22 protein-coding genes are annotated in these 26,956 nt (G+C 45.5%); 16 read left to right on the plus strand and 6 right to left on the minus strand.

Annotated elements, in window-relative coordinates:
- The first annotated feature begins 2 nt into the window (after positions 1-2).
- From uvrC to ISX59_RS19935, 5 genes are all read left to right on the plus strand, one after another.
- Positions 3-1,829 carry an excinuclease ABC subunit UvrC gene (gene uvrC / locus ISX59_RS19915; protein ID WP_032536493.1) on the plus strand — a complete coding sequence of 609 codons (1,827 nt, stop codon included), beginning with the start codon at positions 3-5 and terminating at the stop codon, positions 1,827-1,829.
- A gap of 45 nt (positions 1,830-1,874) precedes the next feature.
- Complete coding sequence (gene dtd, locus ISX59_RS19920; RefSeq protein ID WP_005779633.1) at positions 1,875-2,327, plus strand: D-aminoacyl-tRNA deacylase; 453 nt, start codon at positions 1,875-1,877, stop codon at positions 2,325-2,327.
- A complete protein-coding gene (locus tag ISX59_RS19925) occupies positions 2,327-2,665 on the plus strand; it encodes a nucleotide pyrophosphohydrolase (RefSeq protein WP_005779634.1) in 339 nt (112 codons plus the stop codon). Before dtd ends, ISX59_RS19925 begins: the two co-directional genes overlap by 1 nt.
- Positions 2,652-3,554 (plus strand): deoxyribose-phosphate aldolase, encoded by a 903-nt coding sequence (deoC, locus tag ISX59_RS19930; RefSeq protein WP_005812349.1) that lies wholly within the window; start codon positions 2,652-2,654, stop codon positions 3,552-3,554. The genes ISX59_RS19925 and deoC overlap by 14 nt, the downstream gene beginning before the upstream one ends.
- A gap of 400 nt (positions 3,555-3,954) precedes the next feature.
- On the plus strand, positions 3,955-4,662 hold the full coding sequence (locus tag ISX59_RS19935) for a DUF1266 domain-containing protein (RefSeq protein WP_005779637.1): 708 nt from the start codon (positions 3,955-3,957) through the stop codon (positions 4,660-4,662).
- 5 nt (positions 4,663-4,667) lie between these two features.
- On the opposite strand, the gene ISX59_RS19940 is transcribed toward ISX59_RS19935, so the two are convergent.
- Positions 4,668-5,642, minus strand: a complete 975-nt coding sequence (locus ISX59_RS19940) for a polyprenyl synthetase family protein (protein WP_122330541.1) — start codon at positions 5,640-5,642, stop codon at positions 4,668-4,670.
- Between the two features lie 85 nt (positions 5,643-5,727).
- Between ISX59_RS19940 and polA the strand changes: the two genes are divergently transcribed.
- Positions 5,728-8,535 carry a DNA polymerase I gene (polA, locus tag ISX59_RS19945; RefSeq protein ID WP_220576211.1) on the plus strand — a complete coding sequence of 936 codons (2,808 nt, stop codon included), beginning with the start codon at positions 5,728-5,730 and terminating at the stop codon, positions 8,533-8,535.
- Positions 8,536-8,804: 269 nt separating this feature from the next.
- Complete coding sequence (locus ISX59_RS19950; protein ID WP_005779642.1) at positions 8,805-9,200, plus strand: DUF3836 domain-containing protein; 396 nt, start codon at positions 8,805-8,807, stop codon at positions 9,198-9,200.
- A gap of 373 nt (positions 9,201-9,573) precedes the next feature.
- Here ISX59_RS19950 and ISX59_RS19955 read toward each other — a convergent pair whose 3' ends face one another.
- Positions 9,574-10,329: a LytTR family DNA-binding domain-containing protein gene (locus tag ISX59_RS19955; protein ID WP_005779643.1), complete on the minus strand. Its 756-nt coding sequence runs from the start codon at positions 10,327-10,329 to the stop codon at positions 9,574-9,576.
- 11 nt (positions 10,330-10,340) lie between these two features.
- Positions 10,341-12,371 (minus strand): histidine kinase, encoded by a 2,031-nt coding sequence (locus ISX59_RS19960; RefSeq protein WP_220576212.1) that lies wholly within the window; start codon positions 12,369-12,371, stop codon positions 10,341-10,343.
- 126 nt (positions 12,372-12,497) lie between these two features.
- Between ISX59_RS19960 and ISX59_RS19965 the strand changes: the two genes are divergently transcribed.
- The 9 genes from ISX59_RS19965 to ISX59_RS20005 all read left to right on the plus strand — a co-directional run bounded on the left by ISX59_RS19965 (position 12,498) and on the right by ISX59_RS20005 (position 22,602).
- Positions 12,498-13,397 (plus strand): serine O-acetyltransferase, encoded by a 900-nt coding sequence (locus ISX59_RS19965; protein WP_005779645.1) that lies wholly within the window; start codon positions 12,498-12,500, stop codon positions 13,395-13,397.
- Positions 13,398-13,473: 76 nt separating this feature from the next.
- Positions 13,474-14,814, plus strand: coding sequence for a class I SAM-dependent RNA methyltransferase (locus ISX59_RS19970; RefSeq protein WP_005779647.1), 1,341 nt, complete (start codon positions 13,474-13,476; stop codon positions 14,812-14,814).
- 162 nt (positions 14,815-14,976) lie between these two features.
- Positions 14,977-17,121 carry a S9 family peptidase gene (locus ISX59_RS19975; protein ID WP_220576219.1) on the plus strand — a complete coding sequence of 715 codons (2,145 nt, stop codon included), beginning with the start codon at positions 14,977-14,979 and terminating at the stop codon, positions 17,119-17,121.
- Positions 17,122-17,143: 22 nt separating this feature from the next.
- The gene (purD, locus tag ISX59_RS19980) at positions 17,144-18,418 is read left to right on the plus strand and encodes a phosphoribosylamine--glycine ligase (RefSeq protein WP_220576213.1); all 1,275 of its coding nucleotides are present in this window, start codon (positions 17,144-17,146) and stop codon (positions 18,416-18,418) included.
- On the plus strand, positions 18,418-19,410 hold the full coding sequence (locus ISX59_RS19985; RefSeq protein WP_220576214.1) for a hypothetical protein: 993 nt from the start codon (positions 18,418-18,420) through the stop codon (positions 19,408-19,410). The genes purD and ISX59_RS19985 overlap by 1 nt, the downstream gene beginning before the upstream one ends.
- Positions 19,395-19,871 carry a YqaA family protein gene (locus ISX59_RS19990; protein ID WP_220576215.1) on the plus strand — a complete coding sequence of 159 codons (477 nt, stop codon included), beginning with the start codon at positions 19,395-19,397 and terminating at the stop codon, positions 19,869-19,871. The genes ISX59_RS19985 and ISX59_RS19990 overlap by 16 nt, the downstream gene beginning before the upstream one ends.
- An 11-nt stretch (positions 19,872-19,882) precedes the next feature.
- Entirely contained in the window at positions 19,883-20,647 is a 765-nt protein-coding gene (mnmD, locus tag ISX59_RS19995; protein ID WP_220576216.1) for a tRNA (5-methylaminomethyl-2-thiouridine)(34)-methyltransferase MnmD, read from the plus strand.
- 72 nt (positions 20,648-20,719) lie between these two features.
- Positions 20,720-21,655: a metal ABC transporter solute-binding protein, Zn/Mn family gene (locus ISX59_RS20000; RefSeq protein WP_005812367.1), complete on the plus strand. Its 936-nt coding sequence runs from the start codon at positions 20,720-20,722 to the stop codon at positions 21,653-21,655.
- Positions 21,656-21,789: 134 nt separating this feature from the next.
- The gene (locus tag ISX59_RS20005; protein WP_032542689.1) at positions 21,790-22,602 is read left to right on the plus strand and encodes a metal ABC transporter ATP-binding protein; all 813 of its coding nucleotides are present in this window, start codon (positions 21,790-21,792) and stop codon (positions 22,600-22,602) included.
- Positions 22,603-22,771: 169 nt separating this feature from the next.
- Here ISX59_RS20005 and ISX59_RS20010 read toward each other — a convergent pair whose 3' ends face one another.
- From ISX59_RS20010 to ISX59_RS20020, 3 genes are all read right to left on the minus strand, one after another.
- A complete protein-coding gene (locus ISX59_RS20010) occupies positions 22,772-23,530 on the minus strand; it encodes a DNA-binding domain-containing protein (protein WP_186993824.1) in 759 nt (252 codons plus the stop codon).
- A gap of 32 nt (positions 23,531-23,562) precedes the next feature.
- Positions 23,563-25,158, minus strand: coding sequence for an FISUMP domain-containing protein (locus tag ISX59_RS20015; RefSeq protein WP_220576217.1), 1,596 nt, complete (start codon positions 25,156-25,158; stop codon positions 23,563-23,565).
- A 634-nt stretch (positions 25,159-25,792) separates the two neighbouring features.
- Positions 25,793-26,956: fimbrillin family protein (locus ISX59_RS20020; RefSeq protein ID WP_220576218.1), on the minus strand; the 1,164-nt coding region annotated here is incomplete at its 5' end.

Genomic DNA, 26,956 nt, shown 5'->3' on the forward strand with positions numbered 1-26,956 from the left:
TTATGGATACAGATCAAGAACTTAAAACCAGCGAATACTTAAAAGGGATTGTTTCAAACCTTCCTGAAAAGCCCGGCATTTATCAATATCTGAATGCCGAAGGCACCATTATCTATGTAGGAAAAGCAAAAAACCTGAAACGAAGAGTTAATTCCTATTTCAGCAAAGAACATCAACCCGGAAAAACCCGTGTATTAGTAAGCAAGATCGCAGACATACGCTACATCGTGGTAAATTCAGAGGAAGACGCGTTACTGCTTGAAAATAACCTGATCAAGAAGTATAAGCCGCGTTACAATGTCCTGCTGAAAGACGATAAAACATATCCGTCCATCTGTGTACAGAACGAATACTTTCCAAGAGTATTCAAAACCAGGCGTATCATCCGAAACGGTTCATCCTATTACGGCCCATATAGTCACGCTCCGTCCATGCATGCCGTACTCGATTTGATAAAGCATTTATACCCTTTACGCACATGTAACCTAAACCTTTCACCTGAGAATATTCGCGCAGGGAAGTTCAATGTATGCCTTGAATATCACATCAAGAACTGTGCCGGACCATGCATCGGACTGCAATCACAAGAAGAATACCTGAAAAACATCTCTGAAATAAAAGAGATCCTTAAAGGGAATACTCAGGAAATAAGCAAAATGCTGTACCAACAGATGCAGGAATTAGCCGCTGAAATGAAATTCGAGGAAGCACAAAAGGTGAAAGAAAAATACGCATTAATAGAAAATTACCGTTCGAAATCCGAGGTTGTCAGTTCGGTACTGCATAACATAGATGTATTCTCGATCGAAGAAGACGGTGAGAAATCAGCTTTCATCAACTATCTCCATATCACCAACGGAGCTATCAATCAGGCTTTCACTTTTGAGTACAAGAAGAAACTGAATGAAACAAAAGAAGAACTGCTCACATTGGGCATTATCGAAATGAGAGAACGTTACAAAAGCGCTTCGCGTGAGATTATCGTTCCTTTCGATATAGAAATGGAGTTGAACAACGTCACATTCACCATACCTCAGCGAGGCGATAAAAAGAAGCTGCTGGAACTATCTCTACTCAACGTAAAACAATATAAGGCTGACAGGATGAAGCAAGCTGAAAAACTGAATCCCGAACAACGCAGTATGCGTCTGATGAAGGAGATTCAGCAGGAGCTACATCTGGACAGATTGCCGATGCAAATAGAATGTTTTGATAACTCAAATATCCAGGGGACAGATGCAGTGGCAGCCTGCGTAGTCTTTAAAAAAGCAAAGCCATCAAAGAACGATTACAGAAAATACAATATCAAAACAGTTGTAGGTGCCGATGATTATGCCTCAATGAAAGAGGTTGTCAGAAGACGATACCAACGCGTCTTAGAGGAAGAATCTCCCCTGCCCGACCTGATTATCACTGACGGTGGAAAGGGGCAAATGGAGGTAGTCAGACAAGTAATGGAAGAGTTGCAACTGGACATCCCTATTGCCGGGCTTGCCAAAGACCGCAAACACCGAACTTCTGAAGTGCTTTTCGGTTTCCCACCTCAAACAATCGGCATCAAACAGCATAGCCCTTTATTCCGGCTATTGGAACAGATCCAGGATGAAGTACACCGCTTCGCCATTACTTTCCATAGAGACAAACGTAGCAAACGACAGGTATCATCCGCTCTGGACAGCATCAAGGGAATCGGGGAGAAAACGAAAACCCTCCTGCTGAAAGAGTTCAAAAGCGTAAAACGTATCAAAGAAGCTTCTATGGAAGAAGTGGCCACGGTAATAGGTGAATCGAAGGCAAAAATCGTAAAAGAGGGTCTCAATAATCGCTAAAAATAGCTATCTTTGCAATAGTAAAGATTAAGCAATATAATTTGAATGAGAGTAGTTATACAACGCGTCAGCCACGCTTCAGTCACAATTGACGGACACTGTAAATCCGCAATTCGGGAAGGAATGATGATTCTGACAGGTATTGAAGATACGGACGGACAGGAGGATATTGACTGGCTGTGCAAGAAAATCGTAAATCTCCGCATCTTTGATGACGAAAACGGAGTTATGAATAAATCAATCTTAGATGCAGGAGGTGATATATTGGTAATCAGTCAGTTTACACTACACGCATCTACAAAAAAAGGAAATCGTCCATCCTATATTAAGGCCGCCAAACCGGAAATATCAATCCCGCTTTATGAACAATTCTGCAAAGATTTGAGTTGTGCATTAGGGAAGGAAGTGGGAACAGGAGAATTCGGAGCCGATATGAAAGTAGAATTATTGAACGATGGGCCTGTAACTATTTGTATTGATACCAAAAACAAGGAATAATGACATTAGAAGAAGCACAGAAAGCCGTCGATTCGTGGATACACGAATACGGTGTACGTTATTTCAGCGAACTGACCAATATGGCTGTTCTCACGGAAGAAGTAGGCGAATTGGCCCGCATTATGGCTCGCAAATATGGCGATCAATCTTTTAAGGAAGGCGAAAAAGACAACATCAGTGATGAAATAACAGACGTACTCTGGGTGCTCCTGTGTATCGCGAACCAAACCGGCGTAAACCTCACAGAGGCATTTGCACGAAATCTGGAAAAGAAAACTCAAAGAGATAATAAAAGACATATCAACAATCCAAAACTGAGAGAACATGGAAATGAATGATACTCCTCAAGACAAGTACCTGACCGCTTTGGCTAAGTACAACACGCAACTGAACGATGCTGACGTACAGGCTCAAGTTGCAGCATTAATTGATAAAAAAGTACCGGAGAACAATACGGAGGAGGTAAAAAAATTCCTTTTCAACTGTATTGATCTGACCACACTCAATACGACAGACAGCGATGAAAGTGTCATGAGATTCACTGAAAAAGTGAATCAGTTCGATAATGAATTTCCTGATCTGAAGAACGTTGCGGCAATCTGTGTATATCCTAATTTTGCACAGGTGGTAAAAGATACACTCGAGGTGGAAGGTGTAAATATCGCTTGCGTATCAGGAGGATTCCCCTCTTCGCAAACATTTACTGAAATAAAGATAGCAGAAACCGCAATGGCAGTAGCTGACGGAGCCGACGAAATAGATATCGTGATTCCTGTAGGGGCATTTCTAAACGGTGACTACGAAACGATGTGTGAAGAAATTATGGAGCTAAAGGAAACTTGCAAAGAACATCATCTGAAAGTAATCCTTGAAACAGGTGCTCTAAAGACTGCCTCTAACATTAAAAAAGCTTCTATCCTATCGATGTATTCCGGAGCCGATTTCATCAAAACATCCACCGGAAAACAGCAACCGGCAGCAACTCCGGAAGCAGCTTATGTAATGTGCCAGGCCATCAAAGAATACCACGAACAAACCGGAAATAAAATAGGTTTTAAGCCGGCCGGCGGCATTAACAGCGTAAATGATGCCTTGATTTATTATACCATTGTAAAAGAGATATTAGGTGAAGAATGGCTTAGTAACAAACTGTTCCGTTTGGGAACCAGTCGTTTGGCAAATCTGCTCCTGTCTGAAATCAAAGGCGAAGAACTAAAATTCTTCTAAAGGCTACATTAGCAATCAAATATGTCATGCCGTGTCGTCCCCTTTATTAATGTGGGGTGACACGGTATTTTTATTTAAGAAAAACTAAAGTTACCTATAGAGAAGTCAGAAGATTTTTCTATCTTTGCGTTGATATTAGCCCACAGAGAATAGGCTAAATCATTGTATTAGAGAACGTTTCAATTATTATCTTTTTCCTGGAATTCGGCAAAATTCATGTTATGAAAGGTAATAAGCAAACGGGTCTCACGCACCTTCACGTATATACTCTTGTTATATATCGAACGGAGCGTGAGACTGTTGCTTGTATCATCATAACGGCTTGCCGAAGCCCCAGGAAAGATACAGAGCAACAGTTCTCACGCTTTTCGGTTAACAAAGAATTAAAATAAACAAGAGTATGACAGAACAGGCATTATTTCAACAATTCAACCGGAACCAACAAAGGGAGAGTTTAGACAAGGCAAAGGAAACCGGATTATTTATCAGTCTGATTCCAAGTCTGCAAGAGCATTTCTATGTAGATAGTCTGACAACAGGAGCAAACCAAGAAACCCTCTCTAAACTTCTTCAGAGAAGTCCAAGAATCAAAAACGAAACGGCTGTTATTGAAATGATTCACTTCCTGCATGATGAAGGCGACCGTACTTCATTCAGTATTCTCCTACCCTTTCTACTGTCAGAATATGCTCCCAAAGAACTGGAGGAAAAACTACGGGAGCGTTTTTTCGGCATTGAACTTTTCATACGAAAATGCAACAACCTACACAATTTTATCACTTGTACAAAAGCTGGTCAGGCTGTTGAAATCAAAGAAGAAGACTTAAAAAAAGGGGTATTAGCATGGGATATGGGAAGAATGGTATGCCTGGTACGGATAGCCTACGATACCGGATATATTAATGAAGACCTTGCGTGGAATTATATTTGTTCGGCGGGCCAACAATGTATGCAAGCTTTTAGCAATTGGACTGAAGTAGGAAAAAGTTTCCTTTTGGGACAAGCAATGGAGGCTTCTGAAAAAGAAAAACAGGAAAGAAATATTAGCCTCTACCGAAAAGCGACAGAAGATGAAGAAAGCCCATGGAAAAAAAGAACACTGAAATAAAAAAGTTATTTATCTCGATCAACGACATAATCCACATATGTAATCAGGGCAGTCTTTACTACCGAATCCGGGAGTATACGCAATAAATCAAGAGCGCGTTTTTTATATTCGTACATTACTTTTATGGCATACTCTATCCCTCCGTTTTGTTTGATAAACTCAATCAAACGGGCTATTTCGTCTACTGTAGCCGTACCATCCTTCACTTTGAGAGCCATTTCCTGCGCCCATGCATCATTAGTAGTATTAAGTACATACAATGCTGGTAAAGTCAACTTACCCTCCAGCATATCGTTTCCGGTAGGTTTACCAATCTCTTTACTCTCAAAATAATCGAAAATATCATCTTTTATCTGGAAGCAGATTCCAATATTTTCGCCAAAAAGACGCGCAAATTCAGCCTTTTCATCGGTTATTTCTACCGAAAGCGCTGCAGCCTTGGTACATGCTGCAAAAAGAGCAGCTGTCTTCTTGCGGATAACATCAAAATAAATCGTTTCGGAATATTCCCGGTTACTGACATTGGAAAGTTGCAGTATTTCTCCTTCTGCCAGATCTTGTCCTAAACATGCTACCACACCGATAATATCATGGTTGCGAGTGCGCTCGGCATGTACCAGACTCGTTGCCAAAAGAAAATCCCCCACCAATACCGCTACTTTATTATTAAAAATGGCATTTACTGACAGTTGACCACGACGTTCCGTGCTTTCGTCCACTACATCATCATGCACCAGACTTGCCGTATGAAGAAGTTCAAGGGATACAGCTGCATGTAAAGTAGCAGGCTTTATTTCTCCATAAAGCTTTGCTACAAGCAACACAAGAATAGGGCGCATCATCTTACCATTCCTCTGCCGGATGTGAGCAATCACATTATTAAGCAAAAGATTTGAACTGGACAGAGAACTATCAAACAGATTTTTGAAATCTTCCAGCTCCGTAGTAATCGGGGACTTTATTAAAGATAAGCTATCCATGCACACACTATTTGAGCACAAAAGTAATAATAAAACGGTTAATACGGTATTTTTTTGTACTTTTACCATGAAAAAACTGAAAAATATGAATCAAAACAGCAAACTGTTCCTCTTAGATGCTTATGCTCTTATATATCGGGCGTACTATGCGTTCATAAAAAATCCCCGCATTAATTCCAAGGGATTTAATACATCGGCCATACTGGGATTCGTTAACACTCTGGAAGAAGTATTGAAGAAAGAGAACCCCACTCACATCGGAGTTGCATTCGACCCATCAGGCCCCACGTTCCGCCACGAAGCTTTTGAGCAATACAAAGCCCAACGCGAAGAAACTCCGGAAGCAATCCGCCTTTCCGTACCTATTATAAAAGATATCATCAGAGCTTACCGAATTCCCATCCTCGAAGTGTCGGGATACGAAGCAGATGACGTAATCGGGACTTTGGCAACAGAAGCCGGGAAACAGGGTATCACCACTTACATGATGACTCCCGACAAAGATTATGGTCAACTGGTAACAGATCATGTATTCATGTATCGCCCCAAATATGGAGATAAAGAATTTGAGGTAATGGGGATAGAACAAGTAAAAGCTAAATTCGATATCCAATCTCCGGCACAGGTTATCGATATGCTCGGACTGATGGGTGACTCCTCCGATAATATTCCGGGATGCCCGGGAGTAGGAGAAAAAACAGCTCAGAAATTAATTGCTGAGTTTGGCAGCATTGAAAATCTCCTTGAACATACCGATCAGTTGAAGGGAGCATTGAAGACAAAAGTTGAAACGAACCAGGAAATGATCATTTTCTCAAAGTTCCTGGCAACAATTAAAATAGATGTACCGATCCAACTCGACATGAATTCACTTGTCCGCGAACAAGCAGACGAAGAAGCACTCCGCAAAATCTTTGAGGAGCTGGAATTTCGTACATTGATGGAACGGATATTCAAAAAAGAATCATCACCGTCCCCCTCTCCTGCCGGACCACTGTTTAGTCAAGAAAATAGTCCCATTCAAGGTAATCTATTCGAAGAATTTACGCCCGACACTCCAACTGAAGAGAAAAAATCAAATCTGGAAAGCTTAAATTCATTAACCTACGACTATCAACTCATTGATACTGAATCAAAAAGACAGGAAATAATTAAAAAATTGCTGACATCAGAAATTCTTGCGTTAGATACGGAAACAACCGGAACAGATCCGATGGATGCAGAGTTGGTCGGAATGAGCTTTAGTATCGCCGAAAATCAGGCATTTTATATTCCGGTACCAGCGGGACGAGAAGAAGCGACTAAAATCGTTCAGGAATTTGAATCTGTTTTCAAAAACGATAAGTCACTCAAGGTTGGACAAAACATAAAGTATGATATGCTCGTTCTTCAGAACTATGGCATTGAAATCCGAGGCAGACTCTTTGATACCATGGTGGCACATTATGTACTCCAACCGGAGCTTCGGCATAACATGGACTATCTGGCAGAAATCTACCTGCATTATCAGACGATCCATATTGAAGAGTTAATTGGGCCGAGAGGAAAAGGACAAAAAAACATGCGCGACCTCTCTCCCAAAGATGTTTATCTGTATGCCTGTGAAGATGCAGATGTCACGCTTAAGCTAAAAAATATCCTGGAACAGGAATTAAAGAAGAATGATGCTGAGAAATTATTTTATGAAATAGAAATGCCTCTTGTTCCCGTTCTTGTCAATATCGAAAGCAACGGAGTCCGTTTAGATACGGAAGCATTGAAACAATCGTCAGAGCACTTCACCACAAGATTACAGAGTATCGAAAAAGAGATCTATAACCTCGCCGGAGAAGAATTCAACATTGCATCCCCCAAACAGGTAGGAGAAATACTGTTCGATAAATTGAAAATAGTAGAAAAAGCTAAAAAAACAAAGACCGGACAGTACGTCACCTCAGAAGAGGTCTTAGAAAGCTTACGCAACAAACATGATGTTATCGGTAAAATACTGGAATACCGAGGGCTAAAGAAACTATTAAGCACTTACATTGATGCTCTTCCACAACTGATCAATCCAAGAACAGGCCGCATACATACCTCATTCAATCAAACTGTTACTGCAACAGGAAGACTCAGTTCCAGTAACCCTAATCTGCAAAACATTCCGATCCGGGACGAAGATGGCAAAGAAATCCGTAAAGCCTTTATTCCCGATGACGGTTGCAGCTTCTTTTCCGCCGACTATTCACAGATTGAATTACGTATAATGGCGCACTTGAGCAAAGATAAAAACATGATTGATGCTTTTCTCAGCGGCTATGATATTCATGCTGCTACAGCGGCTAAGATCTATAAAGTAGATATAAAGGAGGTAACTGCAGACATGCGGCGTAAAGCCAAGACTGCCAACTTCGGCATCATTTATGGTATTTCCGTTTTCGGTTTGGCCGAACGTATGAATGTAGACCGCAAAGAAGCCAAAGAACTGATAGACGGTTATTTTGAAACTTATCCGCAAGTAAAAGCCTACATGGACAAAAGTATTCAAGTGGCGCGTGAACACGGCTATGTTGAAACCATTTTCCATCGCAAACGCTTCCTGCCGGATATCAACTCACGCAATGCGGTAGTGCGGGGATATGCAGAACGCAATGCAATCAATGCTCCGATACAGGGAAGTGCAGCGGACATAATCAAAGTTGCTATGGCCCGTATTTATGAACGTTTTAAAGCTGAAGGCTTGAAAGCTAAAATGATTTTGCAAGTACACGATGAACTGAACTTCAGTGTACCGGTAAAAGAAAAAGAGATAGTAGAGCAAGTGGTTATTGAAGAAATGGAGAAAGCCTATCGTATGCATGTCCCTTTAAAAGCAGATTGCGGATGGGGTACAAACTGGCTGCAAGCACATTGATAACAATCATTAACCATTCATTCAGAAAGCTACTTAAAAAGCATCTAAAAATACTTACTGTTTATATAAATATCCGGCAAACTACCTGCCGGATATCTTTTTTCTATTAAATGGATCAAAAAGTAATCTCAACCGGAAGCCAACAATTGACAATATGATAAAAAACTTCGGGTTTTATGCATTTATATCCGTTTTATATGTAACTTTGTCGCCGTTAAAACCAACTAACATTGGAAATTTGACAATTCAAAGACTTAAAAACAGATATCATGAAAACAACAGGATTTTTAAAAACAGCAGTATTATCAGCAGTTCTTTTAGTAAGCAGCATTACAGTTTGTGCACGGAACTATGATAACAATCTTATTTATAACTCTGAAGAAGAAAACGGCATGCTTGTAGGACAAACCGTTTATAAAATGGAAGGTTCTTCTTTGGCCAATTACATGAAATACAACTATAAATACGATACCAATAAACGTATGATTGAAAGTCAGACCATGAAATGGAACAGCTATAAAAATAACTGGGAAAATGATCTGCTCGTTCGCTATACATACGAAGGCAAAACTGTTACTACAAACTATTATAAATGGAATAACCGGAAACAAGAATTTATACTGGCTCCGGAAATGACTGTTACAATGGATAACCCTAATCTATAGTTCTCCAATACTTTACTCTCTTAAAGATCTAACACAATACATACTCTGAAAAGACCGTTGCAGTAGCTTCGGTCTTTTTTTTGTGTCACGTGAAACATAAAAGAGTAAATCAAAGAAATGACCTTTAAAAGTACCCCGACAAAATAGCCGGAGTTTTTTCACAAAAAGCTCCGGCTTTACCCAACCAGTTAACTATCAAGAGAATTGTTTAATTGTTTAATACTGTTCATCTCAGTATTTTTTAAGAGTAATCGTACCTCACAAAGATACAAGCAAAGAGAGAGTACAACAACTCCTCTTTATCTAAAAATAGGATATATGGTTGCAGACAAGGTATAAATGGCAAAATAAAAGCTTATCTGACAGAAAAACCTTAAATTATACAGAAGCGTTCTTGCAACTCCTTCAAAAATCCCCGTGAAATAACTAAGTCCTCTTTATCACTAAAAGGAGGATAAAGCAGGCACTGCTTACTTTTAATCATTGCCAAATAATTGATGTTGATTATAGCCGACTGGCTGATCTGTACGAATGCATCGGAGTAACCGGTTATATCCCCAGCCGTTGTATTTTTCTTCAAACAAAGCTTTGTTTGATTAAAAAGCTCCACTTGCCACAAGCGCTTATCTTTCAAATATTCAAAATATCCTATTTCTTCAAGACGGAGAAATCTGAAACCTGTCACTGTACTGATCATAAATAGATCCCTACCGGGAATTAAAGTGCCGACAGCAGAAGAGAAAGAGGGAATGGGTTGGGCAGCAGCCATTGTTTTACGGTAACGCTCAATAATCAAGTTCAGTTCTTCAGTATCATAAGGTTTCAGCAAATAATCGAAGGCTGACTCACGCAGAGCCTGCAGCAAATATTTATCATAAGCAGTATAGAAAACGACTTTCATGTCCCACAAGACCTGCTCACGAATCTCACTAAGCAAACGGATTCCTTGAATATCAGGCAATTCTATATCCAGGAACAAAAGGTCAGGATGTATATCCATGATAAGCTTCTTCCCTTTTGCCCCATTGCCGGCTGTCCCTTTTATCTCCAGATCAGCCTGCATTTCCAGATCCCGACGCAAAGCCTCAATAGCAGCCTTCTCATCATCTATAATAATCACCTTATACATATTTCCTATCTTTATAAATTGTAAGAATAGCCAAATGGTATATAGACTAAAACCTGTGTTCCGGTCTGCCCATTATTCGCCAGATTTTTTATCTCGAAACATATCTTCTCTCGATTTTTATCATTCAATAGCTGAATGGTCTGATAAAGTACCTTCAACCCTGTTCCTGTCCCACGCGCAGATGACATAGTTTGTGGTGAATATCCACGCCCATTATCACAAATATCAACCAGTATACCATTGCCTCTCCGGCAGACTGATATGCGGAGCGACTTTAAACCTTCGATTCCGGACAGCCCATGTTTTAACGCATTCTCTACCGGTATCTGTACAATCATTGAGGGGATGATCACTTGTTGAATATCCAAGCCCCCTTCGATCTTTATATCCATTGAAAAATCATCTCCGAGCCGTCCCTGCTCCAGACGAATATAGGTTTTCACAAATTCCAGTTCATCATAAAGAGAAACGCTAAGTTTCTCCGTAAACTCCAAACTCTTACGAAGCAGCCTGACCAGCTCCGTAAGATCATCACACAAAGCCCCGTCACCCTTAAACTGACTAATCTCACGATTCAGCACATTAAATGTAAAATGGGGTGAAATACGGTTTCGAATATTCTCCATGCGAAGACGCCCGATCTGATTGATATGCCGTTCCTGAAGAAACATACGCTTCTTCTTCATATACCAATAAATACATCCTGCCACGACAACAGATACAATACAAACCAAAGCCCATAGATATGCTGTCAGTTTCAGTTCCTTCATCTCCCCTCTTTGTTTCTCAATCACCAACTCTCTACGCATCACAATCGTATCCTGCCGATAACGCATATCCAATTCTGCAACGCGAGTACGAACCCGTTCATTGCGAATAGAATCATTAAGTTGAAGATCGTATTTCTGATATTCATAAGCCTTTTTATAATCCCCTACCCGTTCGTAATAATGCTGAAGGTAGTGATTACGTATGTTTATCATATTGGCATCTATATGTCCATAATTGGCCGAGCGTTTGATAATTTGTCCGGCAAGAGCCACATTCCCCTTTTTAAGTGCAAGCTCAATCATTTGTGTCTCTATGTAATAGAGTGCCGATTGATTCCCGATTTCGGAGAAGAACCTATAACTTTCGTCCAGATATAGTTGCGCTGAGTCCAGTTTATTGGTTATCACATAAAGCTCACCGAGATTTGCCTTACAAAGATTCTGCTCAAAAACCATTTGCGGATAAGACTCTACCACATCCAATGCACGACTGATGTAACAGACAGCCTGGGGGTAATCTTTCTTATAATAAAAATGATTTCCCCGGTTATTCAGATAAGTCCATTTCTCAGAAACGCTCATACGGTCAAAAAAAGCCCCGGCCAACTCATAATAATGATTGGAAAGTTCAAAGTCGCGCAATTCCATGTATGTCTGTCCGAGACCATAGTAAACCGGAAACTTATTACGATCCGGTAATCCGAGGGAATCGCAAAGAAACAAGGCCCGGCGATAGTAATACGCAGCATACGTATAATCTCCTTTATGAACATTGGCATCAGCCAGATTTATGCATAAGTCCGGCAGATAGTCCGGCTCCTTTCCCTGTAACCTTTCTTTGTATGCTTTTTCATAGGAGATGATTGCAGAGTCGGGCAGAGTACGCTGCATCAGAACGTTACCCTCTATATTATAAACGGTAGAAAGCAAATCATGTACCTCCGGTGAAGGTGTAACCTTGTCGCAAAAACGCTTAATAAACTGATTATAATACAGGATTGAATCAAAATCCGCTGTAACAAAATAAGATTTGGAATAGAATGATAAAAGACGGTAATAGGATAGGCTGTCAGAGGTGCCCGATAAGGCTTGTCGCAACAGATGACGTGAATATTGAGTATTGGTAAACAATGAATCCTGGGCGCACCGTTCCACAGAGTCCGAACTCATGCCCGGAAAAGCTAAATCAGAATGGCTTGTGTTTTGTTTACAGCCCGTTAACAGTAATAACAAACAAAAAAATACAATTGCCCGGTTTGTTTTATGCCTCATTGTTTTGATTTCACGTGTAATACCCAACAAAAATACATCCTTTTTTTAAATTCGATAACAAACGAACTACTTTTTATGCGCAATTATTCATATCTTTGTAGCCAATATAATTAGAATAGCCTCATAATGAGTCCACTGAACTTCACTCACATCCTGACACAAACAGTCGATGAGCTATCGGAAAGCGAATCATACAAAGGACTGTTTCACCAACATAAAGACGGTGAGCCATTGCCCTCGCCACGGGTATTGTGCGATGTTATCGAATTAGCGCGCTCCATTCTCTTCCCGGGATATTACGGAAACTCAACAGTCAACAGCCGCACTATCAACTACCATATCGGTGTCAATGTAGAAAAACTGTTCAATCTGCTCACAGAGCAAATTCTTGCCGGATTGTGTTTTGGCAATGGTGACCAATGCAATGAATGCACCGAGTCGAAACGTGAAGAAGCGGCTCGTCTGGCGGCTAAGTTCATCAGTAAACTCCCCCATCTGCGTCGTGTTTTGGCCACAGATGTGGAAGCAGCCTACAATGGTGACCCTGCCGCACAAAGTTTCGGTGAAGTGATCTTCTGCTATCCCGCCATTAAAGCAATCAGCAACTATCGCATCGCACACGAACTCCTGGAATTAGGAGTACCGCTAATTCCGCGTATCATTACCGAAATGGCACACAGTGAAACCGGAATCGATATACATCCGGGTGCAAGAATCGGCACACATTTCACCATTGACCACGGTACCGGTGTGGTGATCGGAGCCACAAGTATCATTGGCAATAACGTGAAACTCTATCAGGGAGTGACACTGGGTGCAAGAAGCTTCCCCCTGGATGCTGACGGCAAACCGATTAAAGGTATTCCACGCCACCCCATTCTGGAAGACAATGTGATTGTCTACTCCAACGCTACCATTCTGGGGCGGATTACCATCGGACGTGACGCCACCGTAGGCGGTAATATTTGGGTAACCGAAAACATACCGGCAGGAGCCAGAATCGTACAGACAAAAGCAAAAAAATAATATAATTAACAACATTAAAACGCCGGTCGCACGGTCCATAACCGGAGCATTAACACACTGGCATGTTATCCATTTTATGAGCGAACAATTTGAAATGATTGCCAAAACCTTTCAGGGACTGGAAGAGATACTGGCAGGGGAATTGACAACACTTGGAGCAAACGACGTACAAATAGGACGCCGTATGGTTTCTTTTACCGGTGACAAAGAGATGATGTACAAAGCAAATTTCTGCCTGCGTACTGCAATCCGTATTCTAAAACCCATCAAGCACTTCACCGCAAAAGATGCTGACGCTGTTTACGAACAGATCAAAGCCATTCGCTGGGAAGAGATCTTGGATGTAGACAAGACTTTTGCCGTTGACGCAGTAGTATTCAGCGATGAATTCCGTCATTCCAAGTTCGTCTCTTACAAAGTAAAAGATGCCATTGTCGACTATTTCCGCGAATTGAACGGAAAGCGTCCTTCTGTACGCATCAGCAAGCCGGATGTACTACTGAACATCCACATTGCACAGACCACCTGTACCCTCTCACTCGACTCTTCGGGTGAATCACTTCACCGGAGAGGTTATCGCCAGGAAGCTGTAGAAGCTCCATTGAACGAGGTTCTGGCAGCCGGGATGGTTTTAATGACGGGATGGAAAGGCGAGTGCGACTTGATTGACCCAATGTGTGGCTCGGGTACTATTCCCATCGAGGCGGCTTTAATTGCGCGTAATATTGCCCCGGGAGTGTTCCGAAAAGAATTTGCTTTTGAAAAATGGGGAGACTTCAATCAGGATCTGTTCGACCGGATATACAACGATGACAGCCAGGAACGTGAGTTCACCCATAAGATATATGGTTACGACAATAACCCGAAAGCCAATGAGATAGCAACCCATAATGTAAAGGCAGCGGGAGTATCGAAAGACATTATCCTGAAATTGCAACCATTCCAGCAATTTGAACAACCGGCTGAAAAGTCGATTATCATAACCAATCCCCCTTACGGAGAACGTATCTCGACCAACGACCTTCTGGGACTGTATAATATGATCGGCGAACGCCTCAAACATGCTTTTGTCGGAAACGATGCATGGATACTGTCTTACCGTGAAGAATGCTTCGACCAGATCGGACTGAAACCGAGTATAAAAACCCCGTTATTCAATGGTCCCCTGGAGTGTGAGTTCCGCAAATACCAGATCTTCGACGGTAAATATAAGGAATTCAAGGGTCAGGAAGGCAGTGATGAAAACAGCGAACGTGCTCCAAGAGAAAGAAGAGAATTCAAGCCACGCCGGGAAGAAGGCGGATTCAGAGGGGAAAGAAGACCGCGTGAAGAACGTAGTTCGGGATACGGAGACAGAAAACCGAGAGAATTCAAAGGGAATCGTGAACCAAGAATCGAGAAACCTCAGGAAGACTAAGCTATTTCCCGACAGAAGCTTGTAAATGGATGAATCGGCTGCCATCCGGCTCTTCGTGCCTGAGCACATGGTCCTTGCCCGGATAAGCGCTGTCATCCAGTCAAGAACGACGAACTTGGGCAGAGTACAAATCAAAGGATCTAAATAATGATAAAGCAAATCATGAAAACCAACAGTAAACAAAAGAATGCTTTATTAGTAATGCTCTTATCTTTACTAATACCAAACGTTATGGCACAAGAACCCAAAACGCCGACCTTGGAAGACCTGATCCCGGGCGGAGCCACCTACCGTTCTGCTGAGAATCTGTTCGGCCTGCAATGGTGGGGCGATGAGTGTATCAAACCGGAAATAGAGGTAGTGTTCATGATAAATCCCAAAAACGGGAAGGAAACACCACTGACCACCCGTAATATAGTAAACAAGGCGTTAGAAGCCGGCAACCACGGTAAATTGCAACACTTCCACAATGTCAGCTTCCCATGGCCGAAGAAAAGCCTGATGCTGATCAGTCTGCCGGACAAATACATCGTTTACGATTTCGACTACCGCGAGATTATCAGTACGCGCCCAGTTCCCAAAGAAGGCGTCAACAGAGATTATCAGCCCGAAACGGGGCATGTGGCCTATACCATCGGCAATAATCTTTATGTAGACGACAAAGCCGTAACCAACGAACCGCAAGGCATCGTATGCGGCCAGGCTGTCCACCGCAGAGAATTCGGAATCCAAAAAGGGACCTTCTGGAGTCCTTCGGGCAACCTGCTCGCTTTCTACCGCATGGACGAAAGCATGGTGGCCCAATATCCTTTGGTTGACATCACCGCTCCTATTGCCGAAGTCAACAACATCCGTTACCCGATGGCGGGAATGACCAGCCACCAGGTGAAAGTGGGCATCTATAACCCTGCTACCGGAAAAAGCATCTATCTCAATGCCGGAGACCCGACCGACCGCTATTTTACCAATATCAGCTGGGCACCGGATGAAAAGAGTCTCTACCTAATAGAACTGAACCGCGACCAGAATCATGCCAAGCTCTGCCAGTATAACGCCGAGACAGGCGACCTGATGGCTACTCTTTTTGAAGAGGGAAACGACAAGTATGTAGAACCTCAGGAACCGATTATTTTCCTGCCCTGGGACAGCAGCAAGTTTATCTACCAGAGCCAGAAAGACGGCTTCAGCCACCTCTACCTGTACGACACAAGCGGCAAGCAACTCCGCCAGTTGACCGAAGGCGAATGGCTGGTTAAAGAGGTGCTGGGTTTCGATGCCAAGAAGAAGGAGATTATCATAGCAAGCACGGAGTTCTCGCCCTTGCAGAGCAACCTGTTCCGCGTGGATATCAAAACCGGGGCACGTACTCCTCTGGGCAGTGGCGAAGGCGTGCACAGCGGCAAACTAAGCCCTTCGGGACGCTACCTGATTGACCAGTACAGTTCTCCAAGCGTCCCGCGCAGCATTAATATCCTTGACGTACAGAACGGTAAAAGTGTCAACCTGCTCACGGCAGCCGATCCCTTTGCAGGCTATAAGATGCCAAGCATCGAAACCGGTACCATCAAAGCGGCAGACGGCAAAACAGACCTGTATTACCGCCTGGTCAAACCGGCAGACTTCGATCCGAACAAGAAATATCCGGCCATCGTCTATGTATACGGCGGCCCCCATGCACAAATGGTCACCAACGGTTGGCAGAATGGGGCACGCGGCTGGGACATTTACATGGCCAACAAAGGCTACATCCTGTTTACCGTGGACGGACGCGGAAGCGACAACCGCGGACTCGACTTTGAGAACGTCACTTTCCGCCAGCTGGGCATTGAAGAGGGAAGAGACCAGGTGAAAGGAGCCGAATTCCTGAAAAGCCTCCCTTACGTCGACGGAAACCGCATCGGAGTACACGGCTGGAGTTTTGGCGGACACATGACCACTGCCCTCCTCCTCCGCTATCCCGAGATCTTTAAAGTAGGTGTAGCCGGCGGTCCGGTCATCGACTGGGGATATTACGAAGTGATGTACGGCGAACGCTACATGGACACTCCGCAAAGCAACCCGAAAGGGTACAAGGAGTGCAACCTGAAAAATCTGGCGGGTAACCTGAAGGGACACCTGATGATTATCCATGACGACCACGACGATACTTGCGTGCCGCAACACACCCTTTCGTTCATGAAAGCCTGCATCGACGCCCGCACGTATCCGGACCTATTCATCTATCCGTGCCACAAGCACAATGTGTCGGGACGCGACCGTGTGCATCTGCATGAAAAGATAACCCGTTATTTCGAAGACTATTTATAAAGATATAAATCCTCAAAAAGACATGAAGATATTACTGTTAGGTTCGGGCGGCCGTGAACACGCCCTGGCATGGAAGATCGCCCAAAGCCCGAAAGTAGAAAAGCTGTTCATCGCGCCCGGCAATGCCGGAACCGCTGAAGTAGGCGAGAACGTAAACATCAAAGCAACCGATTTCGACTCTTTAGGAGCATTCGCTCTTGAAGAGAACATCGACATGATTGTAGTAGGGCCGGAAGACCCATTGGTAGAAGGTATCTACGACCGTTTCCAGAACAATCCCTGCCTGAAAGAGATTGCCGTCATCGGCCCGTCGAAGGAAGGAGCCAAGCTGGAAGGCAGCAAAGAGTTCGCCAAGGAATTCATGCAGCGCCACCACATACCGACAGCCCGCTACCGGAGCGTAACGGCCGGTACACTGGACGAGGGACTGGCATTCCTCGAAACGCTCGAAGCCCCCTACGTGCTGAAAGCAGACGGACTTTGCGCCGGTAAAGGTGTACTGATCCTGCCTACCTTGGAAGAGGCTCAAAAAGAGCTGAAAGAGATGCTCGGCGGTATGTTCGGCAATGCCTCGGCAACGGTGGTCATCGAAGAGTTCCTGAGCGGCATCGAGTGCTCCGTATTTGTGCTGACGGACGGCGACCATTATAAGGTGTTGCCTGTGGCCAAAGACTACAAACGCATCGGTGAAGGAGACAAAGGGCTCAATACCGGCGGCATGGGCAGCGTGACTCCCGTCCCGTTTGCCGACGAGGTGTTTATGGAGAAGGTGCGCACCCGCATCATCGAACCGACCGTCAACGGACTGAAAGCCGAAGGCATCGTCTACAAAGGCTTCATCTTCCTGGGACTGATCAACGTAAAAGGCGAACCGATGGTGATTGAATACAACGTCCGCATGGGTGATCCCGAAACGGAAAGCGTGATGCTGCGTATACAAAGCGACCTGGTAGAATTGCTGGAAGGCGTGGCCGAAGGCAACCTCGACACCCGGCCACTCGTCATCGACCCGCGCACGGCCACTTGCGTGATGATGGTCAGCGGAGGATACCCCGAAGCCTACCGGAAAGGGTACGCCATCAGCGGACTGGAAGCAGCCCGGGCAACGGACAGCATCCTGTTCCACGCCGGAACAGCCATGAAGGACGGCCAGGTGGTGACCAGTGGCGGACGCGTGCTCGCCATCTGCTCTTACGGCAAAGACAAGGCCGGGGCACTGGCACAATGCTACAAGGTGGCCGACATGATTGACTTTAAGGACAAGAACTATCGCCGCGACATCGGCTTCGATTTATAATGAGAAACCAAAGACTACAAGGCCGGATAACGGCGGGCAGATTCACACTGCCTGTCGTTATCTTTACGTGTATCGCCTGTTGGGTGCTGACCTCCTTTCTACTGCCCGGACTGGAGACGAAAGAGTCGGCCTACTCTCTGTGGGATATCGTAAACATACCCGCATGGGCCAACCGCATTGTCAGCTTCCTGCTCTTTGCCGCCATCGGTTATTTCCTGATAGAGCTGAATAATACGTTTGCCATCATCCGCATGAGGGCATCCGTGCAGACATCGCTTTACTTTCTGCTCATCACGGCCTGTCCCGGCATGCACCTGCTCTATGCGGGCGACATTGCCGCCGTAGCCTTTCTCATCTCGCTTTATTTCCTGTTCAAGAGCTATCAGGCCCCCCGGCCCGCCGGATACCTGTTCCACTCGTTCGCCTTTCTGAGCGCGGGCAGCATCGTGTTTCCGCAACTGATGTACTTCATCCCCATCTGGCTGTTGGGGGCATCCAACTTCCAGGCGCTCACGTTCCGTAGCTTCTGTGGGGCAATGACAGGCTGGAGCGTCCCTTACTGGTTCTTACTGGGACATGCGTTCTTCCACAACGAAATGGCGCTTTTCTATCAGCCGTTCGTCAACCTGATCAGTTTCCGGCCCATCGACTTCGGGCACGATTTCCGTTTGTGGGAAGTCGTCACGTTAGGCTATCTGTTCATCCTGTATGTGGTCAGCTCGGTGCATTGCATCGTGGCAGGATACGAGGATAAGATACGGACGCGCGCTTATCTGCATTTCCTTATTTTCCTCAACTTCTGCATCTTCCTGTTCATCGTGCTGCAACCCACCCTGAGCATGAATCTGCTTTCGCTGCTGCTGATCGGCGTCAGTATCCTGGTGGGACACCTGTTCGTACTGACCAACAGCCGGACGTCCAACCTCTTTTTCATCGGTTCGATGGTTGCCCTCATCGCCTTATTCTGCTTTAACATATGGACGCTTTTATAGAAACCGTTTCACAGATACTCATTGACTGGGGTTATCCCGGCCTGTTCATTTCGGCGCTGCTGGCCGGAAGCATCGTCCCATTCAGTTCGGAGATCGTACTGTTAGGGCTGGTGAAATTAGGGCTCGACCCTGCTCTCTGCCTCATTTCCGCTTCGTTAGGGAACACAGCCGGAGGGATGACGTGCTATTACATGGGGCGCCTGGGCAGAGTAGACTGGATTGAGAAATACTTCAAGGTCAAGAAGAAGAAGATAGACAAGATGCAGCGTTTCCTCCGGGGGAAAGGCGCCCTGATGGCTTTCTTTGCCTTCCTGCCGGCCATCGGTGAGGTGATATCGATGGCCTTAGGATTCATGCGGAGCAACGTGTGGCTGACCACCGCTTCGATGTTTGCCGGGAAACTGATACGTTACATCATCCTGCTGAAAGCGATGCAGGAAGCCCTGAACCTGGTTATGTAAAGAACTGAAAGATGGAAAGAATCATTGAATATACTGCCGACGGAAGTGCCACTCTCTTCGTTCCCGAACTGGACGAGCACTATCATTCCGTCAAAGGGGCCCTGACGGAGTCCTCGCATATCTTCATCGACATGGGGCTGAAGACTTCCGCCGCCCCCTCGCCCCGCATCCTCGAGATAGGGTTCGGAACGGGGCTGAACGCACTGCTCACACTGATCGAAGCGGAAAAATCGGGCAGGCAGGTACACTATACAGGTATCGAGCTCTATCCCCTGCCATGGGAAACGGTGGAGAAGCTCGGGTATAATAACGGGGAACGGCAGGCGAACGGCGACGAACAGGCTGCGCAATGGATGAAGGCTCTCCATACATCGCCCTGGGGAGAAGACGTGCGGATCACTCCACATTTCACCCTGAGGAAGATACAGGGAGACTTCACAAGCATGGAGTGTCCGTCGCCGATCGCTGATCATTCACCGTCCATCGCTGATCATTCACCGCTATTCTCCCTTATCTACTTCGACGCTTTCGCGCCGGAGAAGCAGCCGGAGATGTGGACGCAAGAACTATTCGACCGCCTGTACGTTATGATGGAAAAGGACGGAATACTGACTACGTATTGCGCCAAAGGAGTGGTACGGAGGATGCTGCAGGCAGCAGGATTCACCGTGGAACGGCTTCCGGGCCCTCCGGGTGGCAAAAGGGAAATATTGAGGGCGAAGAAGATACCTCTCACCACGGAGGACACAGAGAGCATTTTCTCTTTCATATCTTAAAAGCAAGAGATTAAAACTCTGTGCCCTCTGCGTCCTCTGTGGTGAACTAAAACGATAACAAGGATAACCATTATGAAAACCAACCGAATACAACAGCCGACAGTCGCCCCCGCCTTCCCCTTCCCGGGGAGAGGAACCGGAGGTGCGGCCGTCTTCGCTTTTCTTTTTCTGCTCCTCCTTTCCGCCTGTTCCGGGCGTGGAAAGGACAGTACCGGCGAACGGATCATCACCGTCACCATGGAGCCGCAACGGTATTTCACCGAAGCCATCGCCGGAGACAAGTTTACCGTACGCAGCATGGTGCCCAAAGGCAGCAGCCCCGAAACATACGACCCCACCCCGCAGCAACTGGTGTCGCTGGGCGAGAGCGAGGCGTACCTGCGCATCGGATACATCGGCTTCGAACGTTCGTGGATGGACCGGCTGATGAACAATACGCCCCACATCCAGGTGTTCGACACTTCGAAAGGGGTAGACCTGATCTTTGAATCCGCCTTCGATCACGGCGACCACCGCCACGAGGGAGGCGTGGAGCCGCACATCTGGAACTCGGCAGCCAACGCACTGATCATAGCCGGAAACACGTTCAAGGCACTCACCGTGCTCGACAAGGAGAACGAGGCATACTACAAAGCCCGCTACGACTCGCTCTGCCAACGCATCGAGCAGACGGACAGCCTGATCCGCCGGACGTTGTCGGCACCCGGAGCCGACCGTGCCTTCATCATTTACCACCCGGCCCTCTCTTACTTTGCACGCGACTACGGGTTACACCAGATCAGCATCGAGGAAGGGGGTAAGGAACCCTCACCCGCCCACTTGAAAGGGCTGATGGATCTCTGCCGCAAAGAAGGGGTACGGATCATCTTCGTGCAGCCGGAATTCGACCGCCGCAACGCTGAAATCATTGCCCGGCAGACCGGAACACGGGTGGTACCCATCAATCCGCTTTCGTACGACTGGGAGGAGGAGATGCTGAACGTAGCGAAAAGCCTCAGCGCAGAATAGGATTCACCACAGAGGACACAGAGGGCACAGAGTTTTAATCTCTTGCTTCTAAGATATGAAAGAGAAAATATTCTCTGTGTCCTCTGCGTCCTCTGTGGTGAACCCAGACAATAATAACTAACCCCAACCAACCTATGGATAAAGAAAGAAACAGCCACAAGCATACGGAAGGAACAGCCTCTGCCTCCCTCCTCTCCATCCGGGGCCTTTCGGCCGCCTACGACGGACGCACTGTGCTCCACGATGTCAACCTGGAAGTCTACGAGCGTGACTTTCTCGGCATCATCGGTCCCAACGGCGGGGGTAAGACCACCCTCATCAAGTGCATCCTGGGACTGCTCCGCCCCACGGGAGGAGAGATCGTCAAGCATCACGAACCGCTCACGACGGGCTATCTGCCGCAGTATAACTCGATCGACCGCTCCTTCCCCATCTCGGTTCTGGAAGTGATCCTGTCGGGACTGAGCTCAAAGAAATCGCTGATCAGCCGCTTCGACGACCCTCAACGTGAGAAAGCCCGCCAAGTCATCCTCCGCATGGGACTCGAGGGACTGGAACACCGTGCTATCGGGCAGCTGAGCGGCGGACAACTGCAACGCGCCCTGCTGGGACGCGCCATCATCAGCGACCCGCAACTGCTCATTCTCGACGAACCGAGCACCTATATCGACAAGCGCTTCGAAGCCCGCCTCTACCAGTTGCTGGCCGAGATCAACCGCGACTGCGCCATCATCCTTGTCAGCCACGACATCGGGACGGTGCTGCAACAGGTGAAGAACATCGCCTGTGTGAACGAAACACTGGACTATCATCCGGCCGCAAGCGTCAACACCGAATGGCTGGAACGGAATTTCAACTGCCCCATCGAGCTGCTGGGACACGGCGCGCTCCCTCACCGGGTGCTGGGCCCGCATTGCCATTGCCACGAGAGCGGCGAGGAGCGGTGAACGCCGCCGCACCCTATACAAAAACTCCGCTCTGCACTACCTCACATAAAATCTGAAGTAATGCAGAACGGAACCCTTACCCAATCCTCCTTCCCCAGCCGAAGAACGACGCCCTCCCTACATTTGGAAGAAAGCCTTCCTTGAACTGGGAAATCCTCTTTCCCCGAAATCAGGCTGTAGGATCATCTACGATACCACCATCTCCTCCTGAAGGAAGACCGATAACCAGATTACGGATCACCGTACGAGGCACTTTCAGTAGCTTATTACCGGTTGAAAACTGTGTAGTCAATCGCAGTTCATAGGTTCCGTCTTTCAAGTCGGCAGGAAGTAGCACCAATACTTCCGAGGGGTTGTTTATGGCGATCATATCCATCGGTAACTTCGTTTCTGTGCCTTTTTCGTCAATCAATACGATACCTACGGCAGAGTCTGTGCCTGCTACTTTGATATTCTTGCCCTGCAGGCGATAGTTACGTCCGGCAGTTGCACTGCCATCTGTGGCACGGGTGGCAGCGTCTTCACCACCGATGAAGTAGGCCGGGTCACCTTTGGCTCCCAGAATTTTCACATTGGTCCGTGCGATAGCTTCACGTAAATCCTTATCCTGATTGAAGGAAACATAGATAGAATTTCTCTCGGGATTCCATATCCCACTGTCTATCACGCCGCGAAACTGTGGGACGGCACGAAAAAGCCCCGTATTGACAGAGTATCCGTTCAGTACCAATTCTGATACTGTGCGCTGAAAAAGATCGACGGCATGCTTTAAAGTCTCTGCCCGCAAGCCGGTATCTTCTTTCTTCATTTCATCCAGTACATCGGTTAGTGTCAGGTTTCCGGCGCTTTCCAATACCAGGATTTTGTCTTCTTTGTTGTCGGTGGTCACGGTATTGTCCGCAAGCCAGCCTTTGAGTTCGGTTTTCATGATCATTACGATTTTAATAATTTATAAATCTATTATTTTACACAGCGGACACTAAATCCGTCTCCTTTAGTACTTGAATTAACTTCCGCTTTATTATTCTCAAAATTAAGTGAATATGCAATACTACTACTATTGTTAGTACTGGTCCAATAACGTGCGTATCCACTTTCTGTAGCGGTAGTGCCACTTCCCCCACTCCAAGTTCGCGCACCTGCCAAGGGTAAAAATAAACCTTTGGAATTATTCATAAACCACATTCCCTTATTACCTCCGCTAGTTACAGCAGCTTTATCCGTACATCTGGATAGCGATAAGCATTCATTCCTTGATGGAGTACGCCAGCCCGTTCCGTAATCACTTTTAAGTCTTGTACATGGGTCTATATTATTTCCACTATAATCTTTATACCATGGATAATAATATCCGTATTCTGAATAAGTTCCCCACACATAATTAGCAGATCCTGTGCTTTTCAGATTCCCATCTGCCCAGGTCAGTTTGGCTAAATTTGTTTTATCAGTTGCAGAACAACCATTTGCAGTTAAATTGATACTTCCGGAAGGTACATTAATTCCGATGGCTTTCTTAAATTGTATTTTCATCGTATAGCTTTTTCCCTCTTTCAGTTGCACGCTTTGGGTGGAGGTGATTTCCGTATTGTTGGGCACGGTCCGTCCGCTTATTGTCAGCGTATTGAAATGCACTGTAATGGTCCTGGCCCCTGCAAACGGAACCACGCGTATGGTTGTACTCAGGGTCGTGTTCGGACTGAATGCCGCCGTATTATTCGTGTTGGCGGCTACCACATTGCTCGAAGGACCGATCTTCCATGATGTGGAGTTTCCCCCTTGCTTTACGTATACACCCGTGCAATTGCTGATCGTATTGCTTGGAAACCCGGTAGGACTGATGGTAATCGTCAATTTACATAGCTTCTGGCCGAAGCTCACCGGAAGAAGATTGTGGCTGAGGCTGTTTACATTCGTTATATCTCCGGAATCGAAGGTCATGAAGTCCTTGCTCATGTTAGGGATAGACACTGTGCTACTGTTGTAGGTATATGATGCGGGCATAGTTCCCAAGTCGGCAGCGGCAGTGGTATTAAAGGAGTAGCCCACCACGCGTATCGTTCCCGAGCGTGTCAGCAATTTCCCTTGTTTGAGTACAGGAGTGCCCGTACCATTTGAGGTGTAATCGGCCGCCGACTGGAAGACATAGTTATTTCCGGACTTCCGGAAAACAATCAGCCGGAAATAAACTCCCGCAGGCACTGTTGCACGGGTATTTGCACAGGGTAGAGTATCTTCCGTCAGTTCCATCGAGGCTATCCGGGGACCTTCATAGTCCGGTTGCTCTCCCGTGCGTGTAGGGGAGAAAGCTTTTACCCCCACCCATTCGGCGATCAGGGGAGAGTGGTTACGGGGCGAAGCGTCATTAAAAGAAGATGAATGATAGTTGTTGTCACCCGTCAGGCTGATATGGATGGGGATTAATTCATCGGCAGTATCCCCGCTGTCAGCAGACAGGGGAGTCATTCTGTCATCTTCCGCACATCCTGCTATCGAAAGGCAAAAACACAGCCATAAGGCTTTACCGAGACACTCTCGCATAATAAAAGTTCTATTCATATACTAAGATATTAAAGTGAATAATCGTATCAAAGACACATTGCGGACTTATACATTCTCGTATAGGTCCGGAAAGGCTGTTTGATACCACTTTTATTATGCGTAAGTTTGTGTATTACAATCAGATATAACGGTCTTGGACACACAATGGTGTTTCAAAAAACGTACGTCTGATGCAACAAAGATAGGTTGCTTTTTTCATCTGTGCAAATCTTTCTACATCGTTTTAATTATCAGTCATTTATCTATCCTCCTTGCATTTAGTGCGGAGAGTAACAATGGTGTTTCAAAAAACGTACGTCTTTTGAAACACCATTTGAAAAACTAAATCTGTATTTTATAAGTCTAATTTCCAATTTATCTCCACTACATTACAGAACTTATCTATAGCACGAAACAAACTCGCACTAGTCAAATATTCATTCAATGTCAGATTCTTTGCTATAGACAAAACGCTTTCTGTCCATAGCAAAGAATCTTGTTTCTCATTTCGTTCAACATGTATGGAGGTGCCAAGTTATCAGCACTTTTATAATCTCGTTATCATGCCTTTTATAATTGCATGTGACACAACATTGTCCTCATGCTAACCTTTGAATCAAGTTTGTTTAATAGGTTAGTTCAAAAGTGAATATTATTGTTTGGTGCCTTTTACACAACGGACAAAATAACCATTAGTTAGGAGAGACCACCAAGCACCAGTATTACTGACCACTACAGTTGTTGTTGTAAATTCCATAACATAACAATTACTTCCACTGCTCCCTAGTGTTGAAGTCACGTAACACCCATGATCTGTATATCCCGCTCCACCTGTACCCGCTCCACTTTCCTGTCGCATTCCTCCAGCTTTTAAAAATAACCCCAGACTTTTATTCATAAACCACATACCTCCATTAGTATAAACTTTATCTGTACATCGTGCCAGTTTTTCCAGTTCATTTTTAGTTGGTGTTCGCCAGCTTGTGCCATAATATGCAGTATTCAATTTAGAACACGGATCTCCGGTACTGCCATCATAAAGTTTATTGAAGGCATAGTAATATCCGGTTTCTGTCTGCGAAGGTGCCCACACGTAATTGGCGTTTCCCATACTTTTTAAATTTCCCGTGCCCCATCTCAGCTTTGCCAAATCATTCTTATCATTTGTGGTACATCCGTTTTGTGTCAGGTTAATGTTACTTGCCGCCAATTGTACTCCCAATTCAAACTTTAGCGTAATGGTATAACTCTTTCCTGGTAGCAACTGTACATTCTGGCTCGAGGTGATATTCCGGTTATCCGCGTTAAAGTAATTACTAAGTTTCAACGTACCGATATGTACCGTGATTGCCCGTGAACCCGAAAAAGGAACTAACCGCACAGTGGCAGTAGAATTATTGCCAATATTGAATGTAGGTGTATTTCCGGTATTGGCACTTACATTATTTGTAGAGGGACCTATCGTCCAGGCGGACGCATTACCGCCCTGAGAAACATATACGCCCGTACAGTTGGTAAACGTGTTGCTTCCAAACTGCGACAAGGAGAGTTTAACCGTCAGCTTGCAGAGTTTTTGCGTGAAAATAACCGACAGGTTGTGGTTGATTGTACTCACATTCGCTATGTCCCCCGAGTCATAAACCATAAAGTCATTACTCATATTCGGGATAGTGACGGAAGTACCGTTATAGGCATAGGATGAAGGGATTGTTCCCATCGCTGTCGTACTATTGAACGAGTATCCGATCACACGGACAGTTCCCGCTCTGGTGAGTAACTTTCCTTGCCTGAGTGTGGGAGCGGAAGCCCCGTTCGT

The sequence above is a fragment of the Bacteroides sp. FSHCM14E1 genome, from assembly GCF_019633785.1.
Classification (GTDB): Bacteria; Bacteroidota; Bacteroidia; order Bacteroidales; family Bacteroidaceae; genus Bacteroides; species Bacteroides hominis.